Raw genomic sequence first — 26,211 nt, forward strand, 5'->3', positions numbered from 1 at the left:
TTAGTGTAAGCGTGCCAATTGGCACGTCAACACCCCGCAGCTGCATGGCCATTTTTTTGCTCTTCGCACCTGCACAAAAATGTGCCAAAGGCGACAGCTGCAGCTGGTAACGTAGGGGAAGGAGGGTCCCATGAGCGCTTATGGTGACACCAGGGCGATCACACCGCCGGATATTCGTTCGCGCAAAGGTGGGACGCCGCTCGTCTGCCTTACCGCCTACACCACCCCAGTCGCCCGGCTTGTCGATCCCCATTGTGATGTGGTGCTCGTCGGCGACAGCGTCGGCATGGTTCTCCACGGCCTGCCCTCGACGCTCGGTGTCACGCTGGAGATGATGATCACGCACGGCCAGGCGGTGCGCCGTGGCATCAAGCAGGCGCTGATGGTGGTCGACCTGCCGTTCGGTTCCTACGAGGAAAGCCCAGAGCAGGCTTTCCGCAATGCCGCGCGCGTCATGGCCGAGACCGGCTGCACGGCCGTCAAGCTCGAAGGCGGCGAAGCGATGGCAGAGACGATCGGCTTCATCGCCGCACGCGGCGTGCCCGTCATGGCCCATGTCGGATTGACGCCGCAGGCCATCAACACCATCGGTGGCTACCGCGTACAGGGCAGGGGCGGGGATGCCGAGCGCATCAGGCGCGACGCAATTGCGGTGGGCGAAGCGGGCGCCTTTGCGGTCGTCCTGGAGAAGGTTCCTGAGGCGCTCGCCCGCCGGATCACCAAGGAGGTGGCGACCCCGACCATTGGCATCGGTGCCTCGGCAGCCTGTGACGGCCAGATTCTCGTCGTCGACGACATGCTGGGCCTCTTCGGCGACTTCCGGCCCAAGTTCGTCAAGCGCTATGCTGAACTCCGGGAGGCGGCTGCGGCTGCGATCGCTTCCTATGCGCGCGAGGTGAAGGAGCGCCAGTTTCCCGCCGCAGAGCACGTGTTTGCCGATGCGCGCAAGCCCGCCGACACGGACGCCACCAAGAGCGGAGAAGCAGCGTGAGCGTGCCGATCGTCAGGAGCGTTGACCAGCTTCGCGAAAGCGTCGCCGCATGGCGCTGCGAAGGTGTGAGGATAGCCCTGGTGCCAACGATGGGCGTCCTGCATGAGGGCCATCTCAGCCTGGTGCGCGCTGCACTCGAGAAGGCAGACCGTGTGATAGTGACGCTCTTCGTCAACCCGAAGCAATTCAACAGCCAGGCCGATCTTGCCGCGTTTCCCCGCACCGAGAACGAGGATGCCGCCAAACTGGCACCGGTTGGCGCGCACCTGCTTTATGCGCCAGATGCAGAGGAGATGTATCCGGCGGGCTTCGCCACCACCGTTTCGGTTTGCGGTGTCAGCGAAGGCCTGTGCGGTACATTCCGGCCGGGGCATTTCGACGGCGTGGCGACCGTCGTCGCCAAGCTCTTCCTGCAGACCAGCGCTGACTTCGGCTTCTTTGGCGAAAAGGACTTTCAGCAAATTCACCTGGTCAGGCGCATGGCCCAGGATCTCGATATTCCAATCACCATTGTTGCCTGTCCGACAGTCCGTGAAGCCGACGGTCTTGCGCTATCATCGCGCAATGTGCGGCTCTCGCCAGCGGAACGCGCTGTTGCTCCCAAGCTATCATCGGTCCTGCTCAAGACGGCTGAGCGGCTTGAGCGCGGCTCACCCATCATGCCAACGCTTGCAGAATCTCGCGCAGCAATTCTGACTGCAGGCTATCGCGAGGTCGAATACCTGGAACTTCGCGATGAAGCAGATCTGCAGCCGATAACAAGCCTCGATCGACCGGCACGGTTGCTTGCCGCCGCCTGGCTCGGCGGCACACGGCTCATAGACAACGTCAGACTATTTCGGATTGGTTCAACAGATTAGCCACGTTCTCGGCACGCGCCGTATTCGTCCGGGATCATCTAAAACAAGGTCTCTGCCTGGCATTGAGCGTTACGGAGGTTACGCACAGGACACATGCATCGCGTGTTTGAGAACTTCGTCGAGCAACTGTCTGCAAGTGTTGATGCTGCCGATCTCTGTGAGGCAATGGCCTCCGCTGCAGCCGGCTTCGACTTCCCGCTATTCGCCTATTTCACCTACCCGTCAGCCTCCGGCGACGCCCCCCAATTGATTTCAAACTATCCTTCATCCTGGACGTCACGTTATCTGCAACAGCGGTACCACAGTCTCGATCCGGTCATCCTGCGCGGGCTGCAAGGCTGGGATACATTCGATTGGGGTGTGGATCGCGCTCGGCACTGTCTGCCGAATTCGCAGCAACAAATTCTAGAGAGTGCGGCTGAGTTTGGCATCTGCGGCGGCCTGACGATGTCCATGCATGATCATCTCGGCCGGTTTGCTGCCCTGACCTTTGCTTCCGACGAGTCCCGTCCGCCTCTGTTGCGGTCACTGGCACGTTACGAAAAAGCATTGCAGCTGGTGGCCATCAACTTTCATATCCATGTCCGGCGCAGGCTCGCCGATCATCGCGTGGTGGATGGTGTAACGCTCACCCCGCGGGAGTTCGAGTGCCTGAAATGGGCGGCGCGCGGCAAGTCGGCTTGGGATACTAGCCAGCTTCTCGGCGTCTCAAAGCGCACCGTGACCTTTCATCTGGAAAACGCCAAGGCAAAGTTTGGCGTTCGAACGATCAACCAAGCCGTTGCACGAATGGCTGCCTCCGGCCTGACGAGATCCTGATTCTCAGCCACGATACCTGTAAACCTCTACAGGCTGCATCGATGTCAGCTTTGCCCTTCGATGGCGGGAACACATCCCACATGGAGGCGACCATGATGCAACTGATAGCACCAGACTTTTACAACGAGTTTGCAGGCGAACTCAAAGAGATGCATGGGCTCAGGTTTCGGGTCTTCAAGGAAAGGCTCGATTGGGAAGTTGATACCGAAGACCAGATGGAATCCGATCCGTTTGATGCTCTCAAGCCTGTCTATCTGCTCCTCAAAGGATCCGACTGGCGAATTCGCGGTTGCGTGCGTCTTTTGCCCAGCACCGGACCCACAATGTTGCGCGACACCTTCCCGGTGCTGCTGGGTGCTGACGTCGTGCCCTCGACCACCGACATATGGGAGAGCAGTCGTTTCGCGCTCGATCTTCCTCCGTCGGCGCCCAAGGCAGCGGGCGGGCTGGCCCAGGCGACCTACGAGCTCTTCGCGGGCATGATCGAGTTCGGCTTGGCCAAGGATCTGACCCGGATCGTAACGGTGACGGACACGCGCATGGAGCGGATCCTCCGCCTTGCTACGTGGCCATTGTCGCGCATCGGAGAACCCAAGTGCGTCGGCAAAACGGAGGCGGTGGCTGGGTTTCTCGAGATTTCCCACGCGAGCCTTTTGCGAATCCGCAGCAGGGGACGTCTGAGCGGACCGGTACTGTGGCAACCGGTTCTAGGCCCGTCAGCATAGCGCCATTGTGGACACCTGTGCCATGAAGGATGCTGGTTTGCCCAAGGAAGCGACGGTCGGCCTTGTATGCTGGCCGGACTGGCGTCGCCAGGACGCTTACCACTACGCCAGACGATTGCCACGGACTGGCTGGGCCTGGGAGTTTCTTCGGCGCAATCCACAATTCCAGCGCGACCACGCCAAAATGGCACCGTCCGCCTGCTTTGTCGGAGCCCAGGCCGACATGAAGATAATCGAGTTGACGACAGAATCAGCTTTCCTAAGACAATGGAGCCTCCTTTTTCGCGGACGCGCCACAGTCGGACGCTACATCGGCGAGGGTCTTTTGGGATCCGCGCGATTGCGCCTGTATTCTACGAGCGGCCGCGGAGCCGCTGGGGCTCGACCACGATTTTGAACCGCTTCACCTTTCATCGCTCTCATGCTGCAAGGACATCCTGCTGACAGCTGCGGGCATGCAGCACGTGCTGCTGAGGGAGAACTGCCGGAGTCTGCAGATCGCCGTTTCCGGTGCGTCCGTCCTCCGCCCGTTGCGGCTATATGTCGACGCAATCCTTCAGCCGCAGCACCTCAAGTTCCATGTCGCTGCCCTTCAGTTCCTGAACGACATCAATGATTGCCGCCGCGTGTCAGCTGCTTGCTTTCCGCCGGAACACCGCGGAGCGCGTCTGCGTATTGTACTGCAGGCTTTGGATGGCTCGCTCGCGGGAGCATCTCATCAGGAGGTCGCCATTGCCTTGTTCGGGAGACGCCGTGTCGAAGAAGATTGGCGTCATCCAGGCGGCCATCTTCGCGATCAGGTACGCCGCGCCATCCAACGTGGCCGCTACCTGATGGGCGGCGGCTACAGACAGTTCCTGAGGTAATTGGGGTGGTTGCGATTGTCTTATCCGAACGCGCAACCTCCATTTCTCACTGCAATGGTGCGTTGCACAAAACGTGGCAAGCGCCTAGTTCTTCCGCGGCGAATCGGGTTTCGGCGAAACACCGGGACCCAACTTCGTCGATAAGTGCATTCATGACCTGAGGACCCCGATGACCGTTATGAACTCCGACAAAGCCGGCGCTGCAAGCCTTGAGACAATCGCGCGAAACGGCAGCATGCTGCGTCGCATAGCCGTACGCATTCCGACCTACCTGTCGGATATTCGCGAAAATCCGGCGTGGCTGCCCATGTTCATGTTGGCGCGCACCATGCCGGCACGGAGAATGCACTGGCGTGGTGCAAAGCCGGTCCGAAGGCCGCAAAGAGCCCAGGACACGATGTTTGCCGGTGTCAATTGCCACGACGTTGTCGACGCGCTGCGGATGGATGGGCTTTTTCCCGGCCTTGTCCTGCCTGCAATGGTGGCTGAAGATGTAGCCGCATTCGCAAGGTGCACACCTTGTTTCGGCAATTTCGATCGCCGACTCGAATTCATGCCGGCGGAGCATGCGGAGGCTGAGGCGCGATTTGGCCGTCCGTTGCTCAGCGGCCATTATTTCGAGCGCATTCTGGGCTGTAAGTCGGCCGTTGCCATCCAAAACGATCCGCTGCTCATGGATATCGCCGCGCACTATCTCGGCGGCCAGGCGACGCTGATCACGACGCGCGTCTGGTGGAGCTTCCCGACCGGCCAGGCGTCGGACGCCGACAAGAACCTGGCTTCGCTCGGCAAATACCATTTCGACCTGGACGACTGGCGGATGTTGAAGTTCTTTTTCTATCTAGTGCCCGTCGACGAGGGGACCGGCCCGCATATCTATGTTCGCGGCAGCCATGATCGCCGCGCCCTCAAGCACCAATTTACGCTTGTCGTCGGCCATCCAGCGCAAGAGATTCTGGACGTCTACGGCAAGCAGAGTCCGGTCACGCTGACCGGCAAGGCCGGTTTCGGTTTCGTCGAGGATCCGTTCGGGTTCCATATGGGCACCGTGCCGTCGCACAGGCCACGGCTGATGATGGAAGTTGGCTTCGGCGTTTCTCCTCCATCGCGCCGCCGCTTCCATGGCGAGCCTGTGATCCGCTGATTTCGAAAAGTCCCGAAACAGCCTTCCCGTTGTGAGGCAAGATAAGGCTATGCGGCTGGCGCAATGAGTCTCGCCATTGCTCCAGCTTCCTCGAGATCGCCTGCCGCGCGAAGCCTCAGATGCTCTTCGAAAACCTCCTCTACGGACCGAGTCATCTCGGGTCTCCTTTGGAGTCACCGGAAGGTGGTGCACAGCCGTATCGTGCTTCGCAATCCTGAACGACTGCGAGGGGCGGTTTGTTCCTCGCGTGGCGCATGCAGCGGTGCCGGCATGACAGCTTCGTCTTGGATCCCGATGCTCGGCAACGTCGGCGGTGAAGGCTCTGTCTAGGCGGCTTACCCGGACATGACTCCAATGCAGGAAATCGACCATCTCCTGTTCGAGCACATTCGTTGGCGATCACCGTCGCGGCGCTACGGACGCCGCGGCGCCTGCGGTCAATGCAGTTTGCCGACTAGCCGAGCGTATTCGGCTTCAGCCCTGCCATATGACCCATCTGCCAGCGCAATTAGACGCGCGCGATCAAGAATGACTACCTCTCCTCGCCTTGAGCGTATCAGACCTTGGCCCTCCAAGGTTTGCAGCGCTATGGTGACGCCGGGCCGCCTGACACCGAGCATAACTGATAAGAACTCGTGCGTAATCGCAAAGCTGTTCCCCTCGACGCGATCATCACACATCACCAGCCATCTTGAGAGCCTATCGACGATGTTCATCCGGGCATTGCTGAGCGCGGTGAAGCTTGCCTGGAGGTGAAAGTAGTGAACGTAGCGGAGCAGAAAACTTCGCAGGGTTGGGCTTGTCAAAAGCGCCTTGGTGAAGAGGCCCGCGTCGATAACAAAGGCTCGGGCTTCTAATTGGACGTAACAATCGTGCGTTGACCGGTCATCGCCCATGATAAGCGCTGAGCCGGTCATACCCTCACAACCTATGATTCCGATCTCAGCTTCAATACCAGGCCGCAGTTCGCCCACCACTGACCCGAGACCGCTCTCGAAGAAGTACACGGTTCTGATTGGAGACCCCGCCACTTCGAGATGCGTCTTCAGTCCAAGGGAGACGCTTTCCAAATGAGGTTGCAGCAAGGCCAAATCTGCCGAGCACATTCGAAGCAGCAGCGAATCGCGATAGATGGAATTTTGGCCGGTGTCGCATTGCGCGGCAGTGTGAGTTTGTGAACTGGAATCTGTCATAGCTCCCTCTCCCTATTGGGGCGGAAGCATGTTGATCGCTCACACCGACGGACGCCCTTAGAGTTGCCGTCGATGCCACACTGTATGCCTGCGGACCGCGGATGTCCCATTTTAACTGCGTTGATCGGCGCCAGCCAGGGTTTGGCGCACCCGCTCTAAGGGCGCATTCAAATGCTCCAGAAATTCGTCATCGCTTTTGGTCGCCAAGCCGACTTGTCGAGCGCGAGTTACAATGCGCTCCTGGAGTGAAACCGCTGTCTCATAGTGGTCGACGATCATCTGAAATGAAGCGCTCATTGGGGCGGATTCAAAGAGCTGTGCCATTGTGGCAATGTAGTTCCACGATGATGAGAGTCCATGCGGCCGCCGCTTGGGTAACAATCGTACAATATACCCAAGACTGGCCGCGCTCTTTGGTTAGCCTCCCAGTAATCCAGTAGCCTTGCGAGGCGCAGCTTCTCGTCGCCCTTCTCCTCGTGACCCGGCCGACCAGTCCCGGCTTCAGCCATTCCGCCTTGTCCTTCTTATGCTCCTTCGGGACCGGGACGCCGACCTCGCCCTGCACACGATCCCATAGCGTTTGCCTCTTGTCGGCCTTGAAGGCTAACATCGCCCGCCCTTGTAGGACCGCTTTTCAGCCATGATCACCTCGGGGCGCTGAACGAAGCGCGTGCTTGTCGACTCTGTCGGTCGTCGCAGACGCTTACGGAGGCCTCACCGAAGAGGGCGATGCGCACTCCGGCTCGACGACGGCTGTCGCAAATCAGACTGCTGTGGGATGCACCACCATCGATCGGTACTAGGATTCTCAACCTCGGCAATAAGCTCCTCTGTACAGCAAGCGACCTTCCTGCCTAGCAATACCAAAAGCCAAACCCCGCCGCAGATGCATATCCCTGGCAGCACGCGTCGGTCTTTGGCCACGCATCTGCCAAACCGAAATCAAGTAGCCCGCCATCGCGCGACCCTCAACGCGATCTTGATCATTGCAGTCGGGCAATAACTCATCTCTTTGGACTTGGTGGTGATATATAGGCGCCCAAGCCAGCGCTAATATTGCATGGAGCTAAAATGCCCGCTAAGATTTCTTGGGTGTTAGCTGGCGGGTATTTGATGGGGTTTGGTCGTCTAGGCGCGGTCGCTCTGGTTCTGGCGTTATTCATCAGCAGCGCTCATGGCCAAGAATCCTGCGACCCTAACTACACAGGCGCCTGTGTTCCAATCGCCAGCGATGTCGACTGTTCCTCCGGAAAGGGCAATGGTCCCGCATACGTACACGGGCCGGTCTCTGTCGTAGGCACCGATATCTATGATCTTGACCGAGACGGCGACGGAATAGGTTGCGAAAACGGCTAGAGGAGGCAAGTCGCCCTCCAACTTCATGACGGCACCAGCCCATCCGCTGTTGATGGTAACGGTCATCTCCGAGTTGAGGGTGAGCAACGTTCCCAGCCATTTGCATCAAATATTAGGACCTCGTAAATGCGACTTATGGCGACTCTGCGGTACGACGGTCGAACACCGTCCACGTCTCATCCGTCTCCTGCCATACGTTTGTCAGTTGGTAGCTGATTGTAGAATGTGCCAGTAACCGGGGATGCTCATCGCGTTCCACATGCGCGAGCCCTGATGCGCGTCAGTTATTTTTACTCTCCGAGAGACCACTGGCCCGGGCGATGTTTCTCCGAGAAGAACAAAGAGGTAGATGGTTCCGGCATGGTCCCACCAATGCTTTCCCCTTGTGAACGGCATCCAAACTTTTCGGCGGGCTTGAACAGCGGCCGCCTTTGGCGGCTGTCGTAGGGCTGATGATAGACTCCATTCCAGCTCTTTCTAATGTGTCGTCCGAACAGTGAACGAAAGTAGAACATGTAATTCAACGCGAATTGACCGTGAGAGGGATGAGCTCCAATTTGGGTCATGCCTGACGCTGCTGGAAGACGAAATTGCGGTGGCGACTGGAAGCTCAGCGATGCCCCAAATGAAATTGGGCAGCTGGTGCTGTCCGCTGCGGCGCTATGACGTCAGACGATGGTATCTGCCGAATGACCTGGGAATCTTCGGGGACGTCGAGGCCGGTCGTGGTCGGAAGCAAACTGAGTTGCAGGCGGTGCTGTAGGAACGAGTATATGCAAGCTGAGACGCCTGTCGCCGTCTCCGCGTTCCAGGCCGACGTTCTCCTCGTTCCGAGGCTTGGTGAGCGATACGGGTGCGCCTGAGTGTCAATGGCGCATTTAGCAACGGCCTGGTACACGATTCACCGCCCTGCGAGCTGATCGAAACTGGCTTGGTCGATTGCATCGTAATAGCGCCGCCCACCAGGAAAGATTTTTCTATCGTTTGCGGTTGGGGTCGCATGACGCGATTGTCGGACGCAACAAGCCAGCTTGGCAATAGGCAGAGGCTGTCCACACTGTACTCCCTAGTGCCCAATCCATACCTAACGAGACCGCCATGCCGTCACCTCCAGATTTCACCGACGATTTTCGCTCCGGGCTGATCACGCTGCTGCGCTGGCGCAGGGATGTGCGGCGCTTCGAGCCAACGGCTCTGCCAGAGGGTACGCTGGAACGCCTGCTCGAGCTCGCCAGCATTGCGCCCTCCGTTGGCCTCAGCCAGCCCTGGCGCTTCGTAGTGGTCGAGAGCCTCAAGCGGCGCACTGCCGTGAGAGACTGCTTCGAGCGCTGCAATGCCGAGGCGCTCACGCGCTTTTCGGGAGAGCGCGCCGCACTCTATGCCCGGCTGAAGCTTGCCGGGCTCGACGAGGCGCCCTGTCAATTCGCGGTCTTCGCCGACCACACGACCCGACAAGGCCATGGGCTCGGTCGCATGACCATGGCGGCGACCATCGACTATTCGGCCGTCATGGCAGTGCACACACTGTGGGTGGCGGCGCGGGCGGAGGGCATCGGCATGGGCTGGGTGTCGATCCTCGATGCGACCGAGATGGCCGAAATTCTCGACACGCCGCCCGAATGGACGCTGATCGGCTATTTCTGCCTCGGCTATGCCAGCGAGGAGCACGACATGCCGACCTTGGAACGCGAATGCTGGGAACATCGGCGGCCGCCGGTGGTGATCAGGCGGTAGTGGGGCTGCCTATCATTCGCCTCTTCCGTGGCGATGAGCTTGACGCAGATCGGGTCGCCCTTCGCCACGTTGCCATTCCGACCGAAGCCGAGGTTCGTGTTCTTGCAAAGGCTAGGAAAGAGCAGCATGACAAGCGCGACCGCAGCGAAGATGGCGCTTGCGACAACCGGGCTGAAGCCGGGCATGGAGGTGGTCGACCTCTGTTGCGGGGCGGCTGTGCCGATCGCCACAATCGCCCGCCATGTCGTCGCACTACGCCGACCAGCTGGAGGCCGCGCAGCGCCGGCTGACCGGCGCCGGCGCGACCAATTGCGAATTCGTCGCCGGCTATGCGCTATGAACTCGCTACTCTGGTGTCACGCCCCGTCGACTTCGTCTTCACGGCCAACGCCTTCGACGGCGTCCCGGACCGACCGCGGCTGGCACGTGCCGTGCGCGAGGCGCTCGCCCCCGGCGGACATTTTGTTATCGTCAACTGACACCGGCAGCCGCGCGAGACGACGACGGTCCTGAAGCGAACTCAGGCTGTCGCCAAGACAGACCATCGCCGATGCCCAAGTCGGCGGCACAATGCTCCTACCCGCAGGCCCGTCGTCCGTCCACTGTCCAAGGCCTCCTGGCCTTTCTGAGGCCGTGATCCTGCCGCGGGTGTGAGTTTGCGATCCTCATAAGAGCGTCAGGCGCGAATAGAAGTTTGGGTCGTGGCCCCACAGCGGCCGACCTATCCATCGGGTGGATGGTAGTTATCACAACAATCGATTTTACCAATATTATGGATTACTACTACAAGGCCGCCACTTAAAGCGGCCGGACGGTATCCGTCTCGCGTGGGCTGGTGCTGCCCGCAAAGATGCGGAGACGAACATGTGCGGGATTGTTGGCATCGTTGGGCAACAGCCGGTGTCGGATCGGTTGATCGGCGCGTTGAAGGGTTTGGAATATCGCGGCTATGATTCCGCCGGCGTTGCGACGATCATCGAGGGTGCCTTGCACCGCCGGCGCGCCGAGGGCAAGCTCGTCAATCTCGAGACGCGACTGAAGGAAGAGCCGCTGAGCGGCAACGTCGGCATCGGCCACACGCGTTGGGCAACCCACGGGGCCTCGACCGAACGCAATGCGCACCCGCACTTTAGCGACGGTGTCGCCGTAGTCCATAACGGCATCATCGAGAATTTCACCGAGCTGAAGGACGAATTGGCGGCGGATGGCGCCGAGTTCCAGACCGACACCGACACCGAGGTCGTTGGGCATCTCTTGGCAAGATACCGCCGAGAGGGCATGAGGCCGCAAGAGGCCACGCGTGCCATGCTGAAACGCGTCAAGGGCGCCTATGCGCTTGCCATCCTCTTCGAAGATGAACCGACGACCATCACGGCGGCGCGCAACGGACCACCGCTCGCGATCGGTCACGGCGACGGCGAGATGTTCCTGGGCTCCGACGCGATCGCCCTTGCTCCTTTCACCAATGAAATTACCTATCTCATCGACGGCGACTGGGCCGTTGTCGGCAATTCGGGCGCCCATATCTTCGATATCGACGGCCGTCCCGTCGAGCGTCCGCGCCATATCTCCACGGCCGCGGCCGATCTGGCCAACAAGGGCAACCATCGCCACTTCATGGAGAAGGAGATTTACGAGCAGCCCGAGGTCATCGCCCATGCTCTCCGTCATTACATTAACATCATAGACAGTCGCGACATGGTTCCTGGCATTGATTTCGCCAAGGTCCCGAGCTTGGCGATCTCTGCCTGCGGGACCGCCTATTTCGCCGGACTGATCGGAAAATACTGGTTCGAGCGCTATGCGCGCCTGACGGTTGAAATCGACGTTGCGTCCGAATTCCGTTACCGCGAGATCCCGTTGCCGCCGCAGTCGGCGGCTCTTTTCATCTCGCAGTCCGGCGAAACCGCCGATACGCTTGCGTCATTGAGGTACTGCAAGGAGCGTGGGCTGAAAATTGGCGCTATCGTCAATGCCTGCGAATCGACCATCGCTCGGGAGGCCGATACGGTTTTCCCGATCCTTGCCGGACCGGAGATCGGCGTCGCCTCTACCAAGGCTTTTACCTGCCAGCTTGCCGTTCTAGCAGCACTCGCCATCGGCGCGGCCAGAGCCCGCGGGACCGTCCCCGAAGACGAGCTGCAGGGGCTCGTCAGGAGCCTCGCCGAATTGCCGCGCGTGATGGGCCACGTACTCGAGAGCATCCAGCCGGAAATCGAGTTCTTGTCGCGCGAACTGTCAAAGTGTCGTGACGTCCTGTATCTCGGCCGTGGCACCAGTTTCCCGCTAGCGATGGAAGGTGCGCTGAAGCTCAAGGAGATTTCCTACATCCATGCCGAGGGCTATGCAGCGGGTGAATTGAAGCACGGGCCGATCGCATTGATAGACGAGAACATGCCAGTGATCGTCATCGCGCCCCATGACCGTCTTTTCGACAAGACCGTTTCCAACATGCAGGAAGTGGCTGCCCGTGGAGGGCGGATTATCCTCATCACCGATGAAAAAGGGGCAGCCGTATCGAAACTCGAAACCATGCACACGCTCGTGCTGCCGGTTGTCGACGAGATTATCGCGCCAATGATCTTCTCGCTCCCGATACAGCTTCTAGCCTACCACACGGCGCTCTTCATGGGGACGGATGTAGACCAGCCGCGCAATCTCGCAAAATCGGTCACGGTCGAATGATTGTGAACCTGTACAGGTGGCGATGCGCCTCCAGGAAAGCGGTACCCCTTGTCTGGATCCGAAGCCCGGATCAAACCAGATGACCATTGTTTGCTGCAATTGCGAAACTCGGTAGCGGTTACGAGCGGGTCTTTCGCTGCCTCGCCGGTGGAGATTGCCGAAGCTGGCAGTGTCCGTGCCGAAAGTTCGAGTTGCTGTTCAAGAAAGCCATCGGCGAGAATGGTCCACGAAGGATCGCAGGTCGCATGCGCTACGCCGACCAGGCTCTCAGCACGGGTAGCCTTGATACTTGATCAGAAGCAGGTGAGCCGCCATATTCCGGCCCGGCGAGTTCAGCGGCCCATCCCATGCATGAGGCCGGTTCGGCCGAATGGACGACCATTTTTTTTATTTGCTAGGTGTGCGCCGCGGGGAGGAATCTCCGAGGGAGCTCCCAGTTCTTGGAGATGTTTATGAAGGATTCGCGCATTCCCGAACCAGTCTTGACGGCTATGTCCCAGGGAACCCACATCGTCCGCGCTTATCGCGAGCACCTTGGATATTCGATCGACGACCTGGCGGTCGCGTGCGGGCTGGCCGCTGAGGAAATCCAAAACATCGAGCGAGGTCTGAGGTACAGCAAGGGCTATCGGGATCGGATAGCGAAATCGCTTTCCATACCTGTGGGAATTCTTGAGTCGGAGTTGGACATTTCGGACGCCGCCTGATCAGTCGGATGATCTGCAATGGGTGGACTAGCTGTTGTGATGTGAAGCTTGCGGCTGATGTCGACCCTTGATTCGATTGGATGCGAATGCCTTCTGGCGCAGCTCGCCGAACAACAAAGCGATATAGCCGCCCGGAGTGCTACGAAACCTGCACGACGGCATCGGCTCGCGACGAAGGATTGTAACGGCGAACTCTTCCTAGTTCGGCAAGGCGATGCTGGCTTGAGCATCAACTCGGCCTACGGGCTGAATCGTCCAACATGGCGAGTCGCGCCGCTCTGAAATTAACATGGCGGGCATCCTGACGTTTCCGGGTTGACTATGGGCGTTCGAACCACGAAAAGGGGCCGCTCTTCGTGAGTGGCGTGCGCCGGCAGTCTGACCCCCAAGCCCCCCGCCCAGGCTGCCGGCGCGCTTCTAGAAAGATCGAAGTAGGCACTCGCTTGCGCTCTGCCCGCTCACACCTTGTGGTTCCTCCTGCGGGTCCAGCGGACCACCATGGGTGTCGCCAGTTCTGGTGCTTACGCGCGTCCATTTGCGATCTCGTTCAGTGAGTGCACCGCAAGCACCCTCTCTGCTAGCCTGAAAAATTCATGGGGGTTGGTGGATGTGGCGCAAGCCTTGAAATGACGTAGGATTTGGTTGCTTAAGCCGATCCGAAATTTCCCGGAGACCACACCCACCATGAACGATCTTGCGCTGCCGCTGAGCGGTTTGTCATCAGTCGGCGGCAAGTCCGTCGTCGCCCGTTTCGGCGGCATGCTGTCGTCCAACAGCGGCGTTCTGGCCTTGGCCGAGGTGGAAAAGCGGTTGCGGATGGCCGAGCGTCTGCCGCGTTGCATCGACGATTCGCGCTGCCCGGACCAGGTCGTCCACAGCCTGGCGGACATGATCGGCTTTCGCATGAAGATGATCGCCGCGGGCTACGAGGACGGCAACGACGCCAACCGGCTGCGCCGCGATCCGGTCTTCAAGATGGCCCAGGATGCGCTGCCGTCGGGTCGGGATCTGGCGTCGAAATCGACGCTGTGCCGGCTGGAGAACCTACCCGGCGTGCGGGAGTTGGTCGATGGGACGGGCGATGGTCGATCTCTATTGCGCCTCGTTCCGGCAGGTGCCGAAGCGGATCGTACTCGACATTGACGACACCTTCGACGCTGTGCACGGAGGCCAACAGCTTCGCCTGTTCAATGCCCACCATGACGAGTACGGCTTCCAGCCGATCGTCGTGTTCGATGGTGCGGGACGGTTCGTCAGCGCGATCCTGCGACCGGCCAAGCGGCCGAGTGGGGCTGAGATCCGCCCCCACCTGCGCCGTCTGGTGCGGGCGATCCGGATCAACTGGCCGAACATTCGAATCCTGCTCCGCGGCGATAGACATTATTGCAACCCGCAGGTCATCGACTGGTGCCGCGCCAACGACGTCGACTTCATCTTTGGCCTCGCGCCCACCACGACCCTGCGCAAGCATGTCGCGGATCTGGAGGCCAGCACGACGGCACGCTTGCAAGCGTCGGCCAAGACAGGCAAGGTCCGCAGGTTCAAGGAGTTCGTTGACGGCGCCCGCGGCGCGGCCGGGCCGGCAGCACTCAGGCGGCTATAACGGGCGCAGAGCCGACCCTGAGGCTTCCAGACATTGTCATGTACAGCTTCGGACCCTCAAGCCGAGCCCGCAGGGCCTCGCTTACCTTTTACGGGGCGGCGGTACGTCCAAGCCGCTTCAACAGTTAAGAATTTCGCAAAGACGATACCCCCGGATCGTCGAGCTTCCGCTGCCACTTCCCGCATTCGCCGAGGCGGTCAATGACCCGCCCTTCACAATAGTTATCTGGCAAGCATCTGGATGCGAAAGATAATGTTGCCGGAGGCATCTCTCATGGCTTCTACACCTGCCTGAACGCCAGAACCGCGTTCGTGCCGCCAAAGGCGAAGGAGTTGCTCAGTGCCACGCGCACCTTGCGCTCGCGTGCCACATTGGGCGTGACGTCGAGATCGCAATCGGGGTCCAGCTCACGATAATTGGCAGTCGGCGGCACGACGCTCTCGCGGATAGCCATCACGCAGGCGATCAACTCGAGCGCGCCGGACGCGCCGAGGCAATGCGCGTGCATGGACTTGGTAGAAGAAATGGACATTGAGAAGGCGTGCTGACCGAAGACTCGCTTGATCGCCGCCGTCTCGATCTGGTCGTTGGCCTTTGTGCCGGTGCCGTGCGCGTTGAGATAGTCGACATCCTCGGCGTCCAGCCTGGCATCGGCAAGGCAGGCCCGCATTGCTGCCTCCGGCCCCTCGACAGTCGGCGCGACGATGTCGGACGCATCGGCGGAAAGGCCGGCACCGGCAATTTCGGCAAGGATGGTGGCGCCCCGAGCCAGGGCATGCTCGTAGCTTTCCAGCACCGCCATGCCGGCGCCTTCACCAAGCGATAGGCCCTGGCGATCGGCCGAGAATGGCCGGCAAGCATCGGGCGAAAGCACGCGGATCGCTTCCCATGCCTTCAGCACACCCCATATGAGCGGCGCTTCGCTGCCGCCGGCAAGCATCACGTCGGCCCGGCCGTGCCTGATCTGGTCCACCGCGCAGGCAATCGCATGGTTTGCCGAGGAACAGGCGGACGTGACGCCGAAGACCGGCCCGCGCAGGCCGAGACTCATGCTGACCTGGCCGGCAGCGGCACCCGGCATCGCCTTGGGTACAGTCAAGAGAGCGGCACGCTTACCGCCCAGCAGGATGGCGCGGTAGGTTTGCTCGATCGCATCCCACCCGCAGCCGCCAACGCCCACCGTCGCACCGAAGCGATAGCTATTTCCCTCTTTGGAGGAAAGTCCGGCCTGACGCATGGCTTCGCGCGCCGCAAGAACAGCGAGCAGGCTGAAGCGGTCCATGGAGATGAGTTGCTTGCGGTCGATGTCATGCTCCGGCAGCGCTTTGATCTCGGCACCAATCCTGACCCTCAATTCATGGAGCTCGGAGTTGACGATTGGGCCGATGGCGGAGCGGCCTTCTCGCATCTCTGTCCAAATGGCGGCGGTGTTGGTCCCAAGCCCGCAAATCCCGCCAATCCCAGTAATCACGACGCGCCTGTCCATTCACACCCCCGTAGCGAGCAAGCTGCGCACGGCTTCCACCATGTCCCCAACATTCTGGAGATCCGACCATGCCTCGGCCGTATTCATCTCGATCTCGATGCCGTAGGCCTGCTCCAGGTCCCAGAGAACGTCCGCCAATCCCAGTGAATCGATACCGAGCGAAGTCAGTCTCGTGGCAGCCGTTATCCCGCCGCCTGTGGCAGGCGCTATGCCGCCCTCCGACGCGGCGCGCTTCTTGATCATGGCGATTATTTCGTTGGCGAGTTGATCTGCCATCTTGTTCCTTTCCAGCTTGCGTTTTCGGCGTCGTTCAAAACCCGAGTCGCGTCGCGTTGCCAAAATTGCCCCTCATGGAGCCCTGTGCGCCGACCAAGCCCAATGCCCATAGGAACCGGACGAGTTCCGGCTTCTGCGGCGTCAGCCCGATGACGAAGAAAAGTCGCCGGCCTCCCGCTTTTGCGCCAGCACATCAAGAATCTGCGTGTAAATGGATAGGAACCGTCGTCAAACGTCAGCTAAACGCTGCGACGGTGGGTGCTGTCAGCGTATTCAGTCGGCACCTCATATGTAATCGAGATGTTTCATAGCTCCGGACCAGTTGCGATCAACTATTGTACCGGTCCGCCATTCGTCGGAGAGTTCGACATGATCGGAGCGCTGCCTCTCATTTCCAGTACAATCTCCACCGCACGCGACAGATTTCCTCTTTCGGGCTCTTCTCAAGGGACTCGCCACGCGATAGGGGCCGTGATCGGCGCACTTGAGATCCTGCCAGGTCCATGCGACATTCCGGAAAATTGGTAAAATCCTTTGTTTCAATCAAATTCATCCACGCTATGGATAGCTAAGACATGCGTTTCAAAGGGCTCGATCTGAATCTTCTCGTCGTTCTCGACGCGCTGCTGAGCGAGCGCAGCCTCACGGCGGCGGCACGCCGCATCAACCTAGCCAAATTCATGGGGGTTGGTGGATGTGGCGCAAGCCCGTTGAAATGACGTAGGATTTGGTTGCTTAAGCCGATCCGAACCATTTCCCGAGACCACACCCACCATGAACGATCTTGCGCTGCCGCTGAGCGGTTTGTCATCAGTCGGCGGCAAGTCCGTCGTCGCCCGTTTCGACGGCGGCATGCTGTCGTCCAACAGCGGCGTTCTGGCCTTGGCCGAGGTGGAAAAGCGGTTGCGGATGGCCGAGCGTCTGCCGCGTTGCATCGACGATCCGCGCTGCCCGGACCAGGTCGTCCACAGCCTGGCGGACATGATCGGCTTTCGCATGAAGATGATCGCCGCCGGCTACGAGGACGGCAACGACGCCAACCGGCTGCGCCGCGCTCTCGACACCTTCGACGCTGTGCACGGAGGCCAACAGCTTCGCCTGTTCAATGCCCACCATGACGAGTACGGCTTCCAGCCGATCGTCGTGTTCGATGGTGCGGGACGGTTCGTCAGCGCGATCCTGCGACCGGCCAAGCGGCCGAGTGGGGCTGAGATCCGCCCCCACCTGCGCCGTCTGGTGCGGGCGATCCGGATCAACTGGCCGAACATTCGAATCCTGCTCCGCGGCGATAGACATTATTGCAACCCGCAGGTCATCGACTGGTGCCGCCCCAACGACGTCGACTTCATCTTTGGCCTCGCGCCCACCACGACCCTGCGCAAGCATGTCGCGGATCTGGATGCCAGCACGACGGCGCGCTTCGAAGCGTCGGCCAAGACAGGCAAGGTCCGCAGGTTCAAGGAGTTCGTTGACGGCGCCGCTAGTTGGAGCCGCGTCGAGCGCATCATCGCGCGGGTCGAGGTCGGCGCCCACGGTGGCGATATCCGCTTCGTCGTCACCAACCTTGCCGGTGGGAAGGCCAAGGCGCTCTACGAGGATGTCTACTGCCGGCGCGGCGCGGCCGAGAACCACATCGTGGAAGACGCATCTTGCCGCCGACCGCACATCCTGCACCAGAGCGACGGCCAACCAGTTCCGGCTATTCCTGCATGCCGGTGCTTACTGGTTGATGTGGGGCTTGCGGGCCGCGATGCCGAGGCGCTCGAGCTTTGCCGTCGCCCAATTCGACACGCTGCGATTGCGCCTCATCAAAATCGCTGCGCGGGTGGTCGAGATGAAATCGCAAATCCGCCTGCACCTGCCGACATCGTGCCCCGACCAGCGCATCCTGCGCATCGTCCTCGATCGCATCCCCCAACTCGCGACATAACGATGGGCGCAGGCGCCCGAAACGAACCCGCCGACCGCAACCTGTAAACCCCCGCCTGCCATCACGACGGATCATCGCCGGCACCCGACGAGGCTTGTCAAAATGCACAGGGCGGCCAGATCGCCGATGCAGGCCGCCGAAAGCTCATCGCCGTGCATCAAGGCGGCTAGATGGCAACGAGGCTTATGCCGCCCGTGCATCGCAGCTCCATATGCATGAGGGGTCGTCGCTTCAAAATACTTGATACATTTGCGCTTGCGTAGCTCCTTGCATGCGCGCGATGCCAGGAGGAGACCTCTGTCTAAACGCTCGCATCGATGCAACGCCGTTGACACCATCATCGCGGCGACCGCTTTGCCACGGCCGCCGCAGCCCTTTTCGAGCATCACGATCATGCCGGCGCCATCGCAGTGATGCACATGCAAATTCAGAGATGCACTCTGGCCATATGCTAGGTGCCCAGCATATGTCCGGCATCCCGCAACGCCGCTACGAAAAGACGGGCATTGCCGTTGGCATCCATCTTGGCCTGCATCGACAGGGGCATCCTGTGCCAGCTCTCCAAGGCCGCAATGTAATGTGAGAACATACCGTTAACGATGCAATAGTGGGTAACTAGGCCGTGTCCGTCTAACGCCAGCACGCCGAATTGGCCGCCGTGATATCGGATGGCTGCGACCCGCTGGACCTGCGCGTCACCGTCGATCCGAACGTCGAAAAGCAGGCTGCCGCGGCTCCTGGTGGCTATCTCGGCGGCTTTTTCAGCGAAGCTCAACGAGAGCGAGCGGACGCTTTCGACTGCCATCTGTAAAACCATCAAGTTCAGTTCATCCACTGCCATGAGGTACCTGTGCGCAAGACATGGGTGATTGCAATCGACCACACCGCTTGTTCACAGATGTCGGCTCACGACCGGTTATTCAGGGTTCGCCGGTCATCCATTGAGGGCGTGCTCATCAAAATGCTCCTGAAGTGGAATGCGCTGCTTCTACGAAACGCAAGGAGCAGGCCAGCCAAGCTGTCGCGACAATTGACCTCATAATCCATCCCGATATCTGGATTTCGGCATCGCTGAACATCCCTGATTAGTGAGCTGTTTGCGGCAAGCCCATCTCGGCTTTGTACCCCGAAACCGTTGCACCGGCGTCGCTCGGCGCTCGGGACCGCCAGGCTCTGCTCGTCGAGAACTTTGTCCCCGAGAAGCGTTCGACTCTGAGCATTCCGCTCAAGGGTGACGTCTCGTCCGTGTCCTTGCAGCTCACCGCGAAGGCTTTTTGCGCATCGCACGCAAGCGCACGAATTGGTCTCCGTTCACTTCACAAAATGGTTTTCCTGAAGTACTTGAGCGCAGAGAAATCTCCGGTCGCAGCCTACCCGGTTAAAACAAGGACCCAACGATGAAGACTCTCGTCGTCTGCTCCGGCGGATTGGATTCCGTTACTCTTGCCCACAAGGTGGCAGCGGAGCACCAGCTTACCGGCCTGCTATCGTTCGATTACGGCCAACGGCATAGGAAGGAATTGGGCTTCGCCACCCTTTGCGCGGAGCGCCTGAGTGTCCCGCAGCGAATCATCGATATCCACGAGATCGGCGGCGGCCTTTCCGGCTCCGCGCTGACCGACAATGTGGACGTGCCCGACGGGCACTATGCCGAAGACACGATGAAGATAACCGTGGTGCCCAACCGGAACGCCATCATGTTGGCCATTGCCTTCGGCCTCGCCGCAGCGCAAGACGCTGACGCAGTGGCGACGGCCGTGCATGGTGGGGATCACGTTGTCTATCCCGATTGCCGTCCGGCCTTCATCGACGCTTTCCAGATGATGCAGGACCACGCGCTCGACGGCTACGCGCAGATTCGCCTTTATGCACCCTATGTGAACCTGGCGAAGGCGGACATTGTTACGGATGGAGCCACATACGGCACGCCGTTTGCGCAGACCTGGTCCTGTTACAAGGGCGCCGAGCGTCATTGCGGGAGGTGCGGGACCTGCGTCGAGCGGCGTGAGGCGTTTCACATCGCTGGGCACCCGGACCCAACGGAGTATGAGGACTCCGACTTCTGGCTCGGAGCGCTGCGAAGGACCACCGCGTAATGTTCCGCATCACCAAGGAATTCCACTTCTCAGCCTCGCATCAGCTCACCTCATTGCCACCCGATCACCAATGCGCGCGCCTGCACGGACATAACTACATCGTCGAAGTGGAGCTTTCAGCGGATGGACTGGACGATCACGGCTTCGTGCGCGACTACCACGACTTGGCGCCATTCAAACGCTACATCGACGAGAGCTTCGACCACCGACATCTCAACGACGTGCTGGGACACGAGCAAGTCACGGCGGAATATCTGGCCAGACATTTCTACGAATGGTGCAAGGCACGCCTGAGCGAAACCGCGGCCGTGCGGGTGAGCGAAACGCCGAAAACCTGGGCGGAATACCGGCCATGACGAATACTCATCCCGCAATCCGCGTTAGCGAGATTTTCGGGCCGACGATCCAGGGCGAGGGCGTGCTCATAGGTTTGCCGACGATCTTCGTCAGAACCGGCGGGTGTGACTATCGCTGTTCCTGGTGCGACAGCCTCCATGCTGTGGACAATCAATTCCGCCATGAATGGGAGATGATGTCCGTTGGCGCGGTGTGGAAAAATGTGCTTGCCCTTTCCGGTGGCCGCCCGCTGATGGTGTCGCTATCAGGCGGCAATCCGGCCATCCAGCCGCTCGGCGCGCTCATCGACCGGGGCCATGGTGACGGTTACCGTTTTGCGCTGGAAACCCAAGGGTCGCTTGCCAGGGACTGGTTTGCGCAGCTTGACGTGCTGATCCTCAGCCCAAAGCCGCCGTCAAGCCAAATGACGACAGATTGGGCCGCTGTCGAGGCGTGCCTCCAGGCGGCACAAGGCAAGCCCCAAGTCGTGCTCAAGCTCATTGTTTTCGACGAAAGGGACTACACCTACGCGAAAGACGCCGCTGCGCAATTTCCGCAACTTCCGATCTATCTGCAGCCTGGCAATCACACGCCGCCACACCCCACAAATGATGACGCGCCTGTCGACCTTGACGGAATATTGAAGCGCATGGAGTGGCTGGTTGACAGCGTGACCCGCGACCGATGGTTCGAGGCCCGCGTGCTACCGCAGCTGCACGTTGTGCTCTGGGGTAACAAGAGAGCCGTCTAGCCCAGGCCCTTTCCACTGGAACTGCGCCGGCAGAATTCGGGTGAACGGGTGGTTCAGGTCGAAGGGAGCTGTCGCCGACAACCATGATCCGACAGGCAGGGCTCGAGCGGACGATATCGTCGCTGCGCCAAGACGCGTCTGGTCCGCTCCGAATCTTGTCTCGACACGAGGGTCGCCGATCAACAAACGTACCGCGGTCCATGATCGACTGAGAGGCATGACCGTTCCTCTGAGTGCTCAGACTGCCGCCGAGTGCCTGGCCGTTCCAGCTTCGAAATATTTGTCGAACCTGGCCGCGATGCTTCGGACGAAAGGGCGACTTTCAGCCGGCACAACGAATCTGTCGCCATCAAGTTCAAGCAATCGAACCGGATCGTGGAGGGCCATGGAACTTGACTGAAGGAGGAGCCTCTGGCCGGCCTCGCCGAAGCGTTCCACCAGATCGATGGCCGAGAAGGCGAAGTCGCACATCAAACGCTCGATGATCCAGCCGCGAACGCGGTCGTCGTTGGAAAGTGCGATACCCCGAACAGCGGCCAGCCCGCCGTCATCAACCGTGCATCGATATTCGCTGGTCGAAGGCATGTTCTGCGCATAGCCCTGCCGAAACTGGCTGATGGACGATGGGCCTAACCCAATCAAGGTTTCGCAGCAATCGTCGGTGTAACCCTGAAAGTTCCGGTGCAGTGTTCCGGCGCGGGCGGCAAGGGCCAGGGCATCGCCGGGTTTGGCGAAATGGTCGAGGCCGATTGCTTCGTACCCCTGGTCCACGATCGCCCGCGCCGCCAGTTGCGATTGAGCAAATCTCTCCGCGGGACCGGGCAGCCATGCCTCGTCTATCATCGTCTGATGTTTCTTGAACCACGGCACATGGGCGTAGCCAAAAAGCGCTATCCTGTCCGGCTCCAGGGTCAGTGCCTGCGCGACCGTTGAGGAAACGCTCGCCCTGGTCTGGTGCGGCAGGCCGTACAGCAGGTCTAGATTGACGGATTCGACGCCGCGCGAACGAACACCGTCGACTACCGCTTTGGTCTGCAAAAAGCTCTGCTCGCGGTTGATTGCCTTCTGAACCTTCGGATCGAAGTCCTGGACGCCGAGGCTCGCACGAGTCATGCCGATTTCGGCAAGCGCATCGAGGCGGGCTCCATCCATATCGTTGGGTTCGATTTCAACGCTGATCTTGGCGCCGGGAAGAAAGCCGAAGCTGTTGCGCAGGGCGGTTCCCAGCGCCACCATATCTTCGGGTTTGAGGATGGTCGGCGAACCGCCACCGAAATGGACGGCACGGACGCGACCCTTGCCTGCGACAAGACTGGCGACGGTGGCGATCTCGGCATGCAGTGAGCGCAGATATGTGGTCACCGGTTCGTAATGGCGTGTCTGCTTGGTATGGCAGGCACAGAACCAGCAAAGCTTGTCGCAGTAAGGGATGTGCAGATAGAGCGAGATCTCGTCACCACCGCCGAGCGCTTGCAGCCAGCCACGACAAACGGCAGCATCAACGCCTGGATGGAAATGCGGCGCGGTCGGGTAGCTCGTGTAGCGCGGGACGTTCTCGCCAAATCTGGCAACTAGCTTTTGTCGCATGTCGTGGTCCACCGTGTTTGCGTCGCCCGAACTGTGGATGCTTGGATGAGCCTAAGCCCTGATTTCGATCAACCTTCAGCACGGACAAACTGCCGCAAGGATTTTTCTACCGTGGATGCTATCCTGCCCGCACGGACCGGTAGAGCGATCGAATGACATTACGGCAGGATATTCACAGTTCCGGCATCCCCGTTCTTTGCCTGTCTTGCGAGGCACGGCGCCGCGGTGTCTGTGGCGCGCTAGAGCCAGACCATTTGGCTCAGCTCGCCAAGACGTCGTCGCGGCACAATATCGAGCCGGGGGTCGAACTGATCGGCGACGCCGAGGCGGTCGACTGTTATTCGAACGTGCTTTCAGGCGTGGTGAAGCTCACGAAGAGCCTGTCAGATGGACGCCAACAGATTGTCGGCCTGCAGTTCGCCCCGGATTTTCTGGGTCGGCCCTTCAAGATGAAAAGTGCGATCAATGCGGAAGCGGCAACAGCTGTCTCGCTATGCTCGTTTCCCAGAGCGGCCATCGAACGGATGATGAAGCAGTCACCCGAATTTGTGCATCGCCTGCTCAAGCAGGCGCTGAACGAACTTGACGAGGCACGCGAATGGATGGTGACTCTGGGGCGCAAGACCGCACCAGAGAAGGTGGCGAGCTTTCTCCTCATGATTGCCCGGAACATCGGCTCCAATGTTGACCCGACGGCTAGCTCGACGTGCTTCGAGCTGCCGATGACGCGTGCCGACATTTCTGATTTCCTTGGAATCACAAACGAGACCGTGAGCCGTCAGCTGACCAGCCTGAGAATGGACGGCGTGATTCGGATCGAGAACAACCGCCGCGTCACCGTGGACAGCATGAGCCGGCTGGAACGGCGCTGCGGCGGCCGAGGCGCTACAGTCGTTTGAATGACGCAGAAGCTGCATGGCCCCCGTCACTTACTTCATTCGGGGCAGGGCATGCTCGCGTTGGGCTCAGAAGAAGTCGCGTAGCGACAGCCCGTTCTCCATACGATCGTATGCGCCAGTTGCCTTTCGGCTCGTGGGCGAAGCATCCACACTTGGCCGAAGTCAATACGGCCTCATCCGCAGGGGAAAATCGCCGTCTCCCCAAAGCCATGAATGTCACGACGGCAGCGTAACGCTGGCGCTGGCTGTTCCAAGGCATTGAACGCGGGGTTCGGTAAGGCGTCGACCTGCTTTCCAGCGTCGCAGAAGGTGCGCTCCCCCACACGCCCGCGGTCGCCTCCGCACCCGGGGCCCGACCGGGGACGCCAGGCCCCATCCATAAACGGGCGGCCGGTGGTGCGCTTCCACATTCGATCGTCGCAGTCTGATCGCACCGAACTCGATGCTGCTCGAGCAAAATGGTGCGGCTCTGACATGGATCAGGGCGAGCAGGCGACGGCTGCGCAATAAGGCACCGCGGTTTGGCATCCGCCGGAATTGGAAATCGGGGCTTGCGATGAAATTCGGCAAAGAAATCGTGCTTCTAAGCCTGTTCGCATTCGCGGCTTTGGTGGCGGCTGGCGCTGGGGTGGATGAACCCTTTCGCCAGCATATGTGGGTCTTGTTCTTCGCCTTGGCTGGCTTCACTGCGATCCTACTGCGTAACACTGAGTTCAAGCCTGCCGCTCCGATCGACCCGTCCGCCTACATGGATGGTCCAATCCGCTATGGCGCCATCGCCACCATGTTCTGGGGTGTCATCGGCATGCTTGTCGGCGTGGTCATCGCGCTGCAGCTTGCCTATCCCGATCTCAACATACAGCCCTGGTTCAACTTCGGCCGCTTGCGGCCTCTGCACACCTCGGGCGTCGTCTTTGCCTTCGGCGGCAACGCGTTGCTTTGCACGTCTCTCTATGTCGTCCAACGCACATGCCGCGCTCGGCTGTTCGGTGGCGATCTCGCCTGGTTTGTGTTCTGGGGCTACCAGCTCTTCATTGTCATGGCCGCGACCGGTTATCTGCTCGGCATCACCGAGAGCCGCGAATATGCGGAACCCGAATGGTATGTCGACATCTGGCTGACCATCGTCTGGGTCGCCTACCTGATCCTTTTCCTGGGCACGATCTTGAAGCGCAAGGAACCGCACATCTACGTCGCCAACTGGTTCTATCTCTCCTTCATCGTCACCATCGCGATGCTGCATGTGATCAACAACCTCTCGATGCCGGCCTCCTTCCTCGGATCCAAGAGCTATTCCGCATTTTCCGGCGTCCAGGACGCCCTGACGCAGTGGTGGTACGGCCACAATGCCGTCGGGTTCTTCCTGACCGCCGGCTTCCTGGGCATGATGTATTATTTCGTGCCCAAGCAGGCCAACCGGCCGGTCTATTCCTACCGCCTGTCGATCGTCCATTTCTGGGCAATCATCTTCCTCTACATCTGGGCCGGGCCCCATCACCTGCACTACACCGCTTTGCCTGACTGGGCGCAGACACTCGGCATGGTGTTCTCGATCATGCTGTGGATGCCGTCATGGGGCGGCATGATCAATGGCCTGATGACGCTGTCGGGCGCCTGGGACAAGCTGCGCACTGACCCGATCATCCGCATGATGGTGATGGCCATCGCCTTCTACGGCATGTCCACCTTCGAGGGCCCGGTGATGTCAATCAAGACGGTCAATTCTCTGTCGCACTATACCGACTGGACCATCGGGCACGTCCATTCGGGCGCACTCGGCTGGGTTGGCATGATCTCGTTTGGCGCAATCTACTTCATGGTGCCGAAGCTGTGGAACCGTGAACGGCTCTACTCGCTGCGCCTCGTGACCTGGCACTTCTGGCTGGCGACGCTTGGCATCGTTGTCTACGCCGCGGTGATGTGGGTGTCCGGCATCATGCAGGGCCTGATGTGGCGCGAATACGACGAGCAGGGCTTCCTGGTCTACTCCTTCGCCGAAACCGTGGCCGCCATGCATCCTTATTACATCATGCGCGCCATCGGTGGGGCCATGTACCTCGTCGGCGCCCTGATCATGGCCTGGAACATTGCCATGACCATCCTCGGCTACCGGCGCGAGCAGGATCCGCTGCCGCGCTCCACCCCCGCCCTCCAGCTTGCGCGATGA

24 protein-coding genes and 3 pseudogenes are annotated in these 26,211 nt (G+C 60.2%); 19 read left to right on the plus strand and 8 right to left on the minus strand.

The genetic code is table 11. The features are described 5' to 3' along the window. Positions 1-130: 130 nt before the first annotated feature. The 7 genes from panB to NKI31_RS19700 all read left to right on the plus strand — a co-directional run bounded on the left by panB (position 131) and on the right by NKI31_RS19700 (position 5,405). Positions 131-991 carry a 3-methyl-2-oxobutanoate hydroxymethyltransferase gene (panB, locus tag NKI31_RS19670; RefSeq protein ID WP_352652375.1) on the plus strand — a complete coding sequence of 287 codons (861 nt, stop codon included), beginning with the start codon at positions 131-133 and terminating at the stop codon, positions 989-991. After that, on the plus strand, positions 988-1,851 hold the full coding sequence (gene panC / locus NKI31_RS19675; RefSeq protein ID WP_352652376.1) for a pantoate--beta-alanine ligase: 864 nt from the start codon (positions 988-990) through the stop codon (positions 1,849-1,851). Before panB ends, panC begins: the two co-directional genes overlap by 4 nt. 93 nt (positions 1,852-1,944) lie before the next feature. Then, positions 1,945-2,670: a LuxR family transcriptional regulator gene (locus NKI31_RS19680; RefSeq protein WP_286456140.1), complete on the plus strand. Its 726-nt coding sequence runs from the start codon at positions 1,945-1,947 to the stop codon at positions 2,668-2,670. A gap of 92 nt (positions 2,671-2,762) precedes the next feature. Beyond that, complete coding sequence (locus NKI31_RS19685) at positions 2,763-3,395, plus strand: acyl-homoserine-lactone synthase (RefSeq protein WP_031206361.1); 633 nt, start codon at positions 2,763-2,765, stop codon at positions 3,393-3,395. 22 nt (positions 3,396-3,417) lie between these two features. Then, the gene (locus NKI31_RS19690) at positions 3,418-3,792 is read left to right on the plus strand and encodes a transcriptional regulator domain-containing protein (RefSeq protein WP_352447891.1); all 375 of its coding nucleotides are present in this window, start codon (positions 3,418-3,420) and stop codon (positions 3,790-3,792) included. A gap of 58 nt (positions 3,793-3,850) precedes the next feature. Continuing rightward, positions 3,851-4,261 carry a DUF2285 domain-containing protein gene (locus NKI31_RS19695; RefSeq protein ID WP_023673629.1) on the plus strand — a complete coding sequence of 137 codons (411 nt, stop codon included), beginning with the start codon at positions 3,851-3,853 and terminating at the stop codon, positions 4,259-4,261. 169 nt (positions 4,262-4,430) lie between these two features. Continuing rightward, positions 4,431-5,405, plus strand: coding sequence for a hypothetical protein (locus NKI31_RS19700; RefSeq protein ID WP_023708080.1), 975 nt, complete (start codon positions 4,431-4,433; stop codon positions 5,403-5,405). 437 nt (positions 5,406-5,842) lie between these two features. Here NKI31_RS19700 and NKI31_RS19705 read toward each other — a convergent pair whose 3' ends face one another. From NKI31_RS19705 to NKI31_RS19715, 3 genes are all read right to left on the minus strand, one after another. Continuing rightward, positions 5,843-6,598 carry a Crp/Fnr family transcriptional regulator gene (locus NKI31_RS19705; RefSeq protein ID WP_352652377.1) on the minus strand — a complete coding sequence of 252 codons (756 nt, stop codon included), beginning with the start codon at positions 6,596-6,598 and terminating at the stop codon, positions 5,843-5,845. 111 nt (positions 6,599-6,709) lie between these two features. Further along, on the minus strand, positions 6,710-6,922 hold the full coding sequence (locus NKI31_RS19710) for a hypothetical protein (protein WP_352652378.1): 213 nt from the start codon (positions 6,920-6,922) through the stop codon (positions 6,710-6,712). An 831-nt stretch (positions 6,923-7,753) separates the two neighbouring features. Continuing rightward, positions 7,754-8,041 carry a hypothetical protein gene (locus NKI31_RS19715; protein WP_352499305.1) on the minus strand — a complete coding sequence of 96 codons (288 nt, stop codon included), beginning with the start codon at positions 8,039-8,041 and terminating at the stop codon, positions 7,754-7,756. Positions 8,042-9,052: 1,011 nt separating this feature from the next. On the opposite strand from NKI31_RS19715, the gene bluB reads away from it, so the two are divergent. From bluB to NKI31_RS19740, 5 genes and pseudogenes are all read left to right on the plus strand, one after another. After that, positions 9,053-9,688, plus strand: coding sequence for a 5,6-dimethylbenzimidazole synthase (gene bluB, locus NKI31_RS19720; RefSeq protein ID WP_023807046.1), 636 nt, complete (start codon positions 9,053-9,055; stop codon positions 9,686-9,688). 353 nt (positions 9,689-10,041) lie between these two features. Next, positions 10,042-10,167 carry a class I SAM-dependent methyltransferase gene (locus NKI31_RS19725; RefSeq protein WP_352447890.1) on the plus strand — a complete coding sequence of 42 codons (126 nt, stop codon included), beginning with the start codon at positions 10,042-10,044 and terminating at the stop codon, positions 10,165-10,167. 385 nt (positions 10,168-10,552) lie between these two features. Then, positions 10,553-12,373 carry a glutamine--fructose-6-phosphate transaminase (isomerizing) gene (gene glmS, locus NKI31_RS19730; protein ID WP_023808082.1) on the plus strand — a complete coding sequence of 607 codons (1,821 nt, stop codon included), beginning with the start codon at positions 10,553-10,555 and terminating at the stop codon, positions 12,371-12,373. Positions 12,374-12,825: 452 nt separating this feature from the next. Next, positions 12,826-13,080: a helix-turn-helix domain-containing protein gene (locus tag NKI31_RS19735; protein WP_031197535.1), complete on the plus strand. Its 255-nt coding sequence runs from the start codon at positions 12,826-12,828 to the stop codon at positions 13,078-13,080. Positions 13,081-13,764: 684 nt separating this feature from the next. After that, positions 13,765-14,644 (plus strand): annotated as a pseudogene (locus NKI31_RS19740) (IS1380 family transposase); the annotation flags it as partial. Positions 14,645-14,963: 319 nt separating this feature from the next. On the opposite strand, the gene NKI31_RS19745 reads toward NKI31_RS19740, so the two are convergent. After that, positions 14,964-16,169, minus strand: coding sequence for a beta-ketoacyl-[acyl-carrier-protein] synthase family protein (locus NKI31_RS19745; RefSeq protein ID WP_023808085.1), 1,206 nt, complete (start codon positions 16,167-16,169; stop codon positions 14,964-14,966). After that, positions 16,170-16,445: an acyl carrier protein gene (locus tag NKI31_RS19750; RefSeq protein WP_352652379.1), complete on the minus strand. Its 276-nt coding sequence runs from the start codon at positions 16,443-16,445 to the stop codon at positions 16,170-16,172. 575 nt (positions 16,446-17,020) lie between these two features. Between NKI31_RS19750 and NKI31_RS19755 the strand changes: the two are divergent. Together NKI31_RS19755 and NKI31_RS19760 are read left to right on the plus strand one after the other, a co-directional pair. Continuing rightward, positions 17,021-17,122: pseudogene (locus NKI31_RS19755) on the plus strand (LysR family transcriptional regulator); the annotation flags it as partial. A 97-nt stretch (positions 17,123-17,219) separates the two neighbouring features. After that, positions 17,220-18,375, plus strand: a pseudogene (locus tag NKI31_RS19760) (IS1380 family transposase). Between the two features lie 71 nt (positions 18,376-18,446). Here NKI31_RS19760 and NKI31_RS19765 read toward each other — a convergent pair. Together NKI31_RS19765 and NKI31_RS19770 are read right to left on the minus strand one after the other, a co-directional pair. After that, positions 18,447-18,770, minus strand: coding sequence for a hypothetical protein (locus NKI31_RS19765; RefSeq protein WP_023807036.1), 324 nt, complete (start codon positions 18,768-18,770; stop codon positions 18,447-18,449). A gap of 56 nt (positions 18,771-18,826) precedes the next feature. Continuing rightward, the gene (locus NKI31_RS19770) at positions 18,827-19,216 is read right to left on the minus strand and encodes a hypothetical protein (RefSeq protein WP_023747260.1); all 390 of its coding nucleotides are present in this window, start codon (positions 19,214-19,216) and stop codon (positions 18,827-18,829) included. 556 nt (positions 19,217-19,772) lie between these two features. On the opposite strand from NKI31_RS19770, the gene queC reads away from it, so the two are divergent. From queC to queE, 3 genes are read left to right on the plus strand one after another with little or no spacing between them, the layout of a single operon-like run. Continuing rightward, a complete protein-coding gene (gene queC / locus NKI31_RS19775) occupies positions 19,773-20,471 on the plus strand; it encodes a 7-cyano-7-deazaguanine synthase QueC (RefSeq protein WP_023807035.1) in 699 nt (232 codons plus the stop codon). After that, positions 20,471-20,827, plus strand: coding sequence for a 6-carboxytetrahydropterin synthase QueD (queD, locus tag NKI31_RS19780; RefSeq protein WP_023807034.1), 357 nt, complete (start codon positions 20,471-20,473; stop codon positions 20,825-20,827). The genes queC and queD overlap by 1 nt, the downstream gene beginning before the upstream one ends. After that, positions 20,824-21,558 carry a 7-carboxy-7-deazaguanine synthase QueE gene (gene queE / locus NKI31_RS19785; protein WP_023713158.1) on the plus strand — a complete coding sequence of 245 codons (735 nt, stop codon included), beginning with the start codon at positions 20,824-20,826 and terminating at the stop codon, positions 21,556-21,558. The genes queD and queE overlap by 4 nt, the downstream gene beginning before the upstream one ends. A 237-nt stretch (positions 21,559-21,795) precedes the next feature. Here queE and hemN read toward each other — a convergent pair whose 3' ends face one another. After that, complete coding sequence (hemN, locus tag NKI31_RS19790; protein WP_352652410.1) at positions 21,796-23,145, minus strand: oxygen-independent coproporphyrinogen III oxidase; 1,350 nt, start codon at positions 23,143-23,145, stop codon at positions 21,796-21,798. 152 nt (positions 23,146-23,297) lie between these two features. Here hemN and NKI31_RS19795 point away from each other — a divergent pair, with 152 nt between their 5' ends. Next, positions 23,298-24,044, plus strand: coding sequence for a Crp/Fnr family transcriptional regulator (locus tag NKI31_RS19795; RefSeq protein WP_352652380.1), 747 nt, complete (start codon positions 23,298-23,300; stop codon positions 24,042-24,044). Positions 24,045-24,600: 556 nt separating this feature from the next. Continuing rightward, entirely contained in the window at positions 24,601-26,211 is a 1,611-nt protein-coding gene (ccoN, locus tag NKI31_RS19800; RefSeq protein WP_352652381.1) for a cytochrome-c oxidase, cbb3-type subunit I, read from the plus strand.

It is taken from the genome of Mesorhizobium sp. M0659 (assembly GCF_040320605.1).
Taxonomy (GTDB): Bacteria; Pseudomonadota; Alphaproteobacteria; order Rhizobiales; family Rhizobiaceae; genus Mesorhizobium.